This window comes from Burkholderia sp. AU15512 (genome assembly GCF_002223325.1).
Taxonomy (GTDB): Bacteria; Pseudomonadota; Gammaproteobacteria; order Burkholderiales; family Burkholderiaceae; genus Burkholderia.
Genome location: NZ_NKEX01000023.1, coordinates 1 through 1,690 on the forward strand (window position 1 = coordinate 1; position 1,690 = coordinate 1,690).

Genomic DNA, 1,690 nt, shown 5'->3' on the forward strand with positions numbered 1-1,690 from the left:
ATGTCATACCCGGATTCAGATGTCCACCTTCCAGCCATTTAAAAATGTCCGGTTTTAAGGTTGTTTTTGCTGCGTCTTTTTCCTCGTTTTGAGCATTACGCAGTGTCGAAGGTCGGCGCCTGAACGGGCAGGGCGCTCACGTTTGTTTCGCTAGCCTTTGCAGACCGACGGCCAGGTTTGGTTGGCGGCTTTGCGGTTTGCCGACGTTGCGCCAGCTCCACGATCACATGCTCGACGTCGGCCTGCGTGATCTCGCGTTGCTTCTTCTTGCCCGCTTGGGGTTCGTTTCGGTCGGTCCGGGTTGAGTCGCCACGATGCGTTCGAGACGGGGCTTTACCGATTCGACTGTTATCGCGTTGCGCCTGCAGCGCTTGGGCGACCTGTAGCACATGGCTCAAACGCTTGTGCTCAACGACGGCACCTTGATCGATTTCGGCCAGGCGATCGTATTGCCTGCAGCTCAACGCACGATCGTCAGCCCGAATCTCGATCCGCCCATCCGGGTACTCCCATACCTCGATCTGACGGTCGATCAACTTCCGGTTCTCCGGCGTATCGTCCAGCAAGTACATCACCCGGTCGTACTGAACCGTGAGCGACTTCGTTACCTTCCGTGGCTCGCGCCACGTCAGCGCCCGGTCCAGACTCTCGTTGGCCCGCAACGGCCGGTGCGCATTGAAGTCGCTCTTTGGCGGCTTCGCGAAGCGCGTGTTGTAGGCGACCATGAAGGAGGGCGCGTAAGCGTTGGCGTCGGCCACCGTGTTGATGCCGCGCAATCGCATCTCCTTGACCAATCGATCCTGCAACGTCAAGTGCGCTCGCTCCACGCGCCCCTTGGCCGAGCTGCTGTTCGCGCAGAACGTGTCGATGTTCAGCTCGTACATCGCCCGGCCAAACGGCGTCACGCGATTGCCAGTCTTGCCCGGCTTCACGTTGCGGAACACGCTGGCCTTGTCGCTGTAGAACGCTCCCGGCTTGCCATGGCGTTCGATATACGTCCGCGTGGCCTCGAAGTAGCTGAACGTCGATTCGGTCTGCGTGAAGTGCAGCATCATCAATCGGCTCGTCGCATCGTCCACATACACCAGCAGCGTGCAGGCCGGTGCCCGTTCCTCGAACCATCGATGATCGCTGCCGTCGATCTGGATCAACTCGCCCAAGCATGCGCGACGCGCTCGCGGCTGATAAACCTTCGGCGGACGCTGCCGACGCGGAATCCACAAGCCAGCGTCCGTCATCAGCTTCCTGACCGTCTCCTTGGCCAGCCCAATGCCGTGACACTCCCAGAGCTTCTCGCAGGCCAACGTCGGCCCGAAATCGGCGTAGCGATCGCGGATGATCGACAGCGCCCGATCGGCAGCTCCCGGGTCGAGGCGGCGATTGCCGGGCTTCGCTCGGTGCCCTGATACCAAACCTGCCGGACCGTGCTCACGCAACCGGGCGACCAGCCGGCGAACCTGGCGTGTCGTCAACTCCAGCCGTTCCGCAGCACGCCACGGCTTGAGCTTGCCGTCGGCTACATCCTGAATGACCTTGAATCGGTCCAGTTCGCGCATCGTCATCGTGATCCGTTCCGTTACAGCCATCGCAGCCTCCGGCGCCGGACACCCGGCGACCGAACAGCTTACGCGGCCCGAAAGCGGACATTTCTATGTAGCCAAAAGCGGACATTTCAATCTAGCCACTACAA

Annotated in this window: 1 protein-coding gene; it reads right to left on the reverse strand. The window is 60.9% G+C overall.

Annotated elements, in window-relative coordinates; translation table 11 throughout:
- Positions 1–95: 95 nt before the first annotated feature.
- Positions 96–1,586: an ISNCY family transposase gene (locus CFB43_RS37480; RefSeq protein WP_089496927.1), complete on the reverse strand. Its 1,491-nt coding sequence runs from the start codon at positions 1,584–1,586 to the stop codon at positions 96–98.
- Between the last annotated feature and the right edge of the window lie 104 nt (positions 1,587–1,690).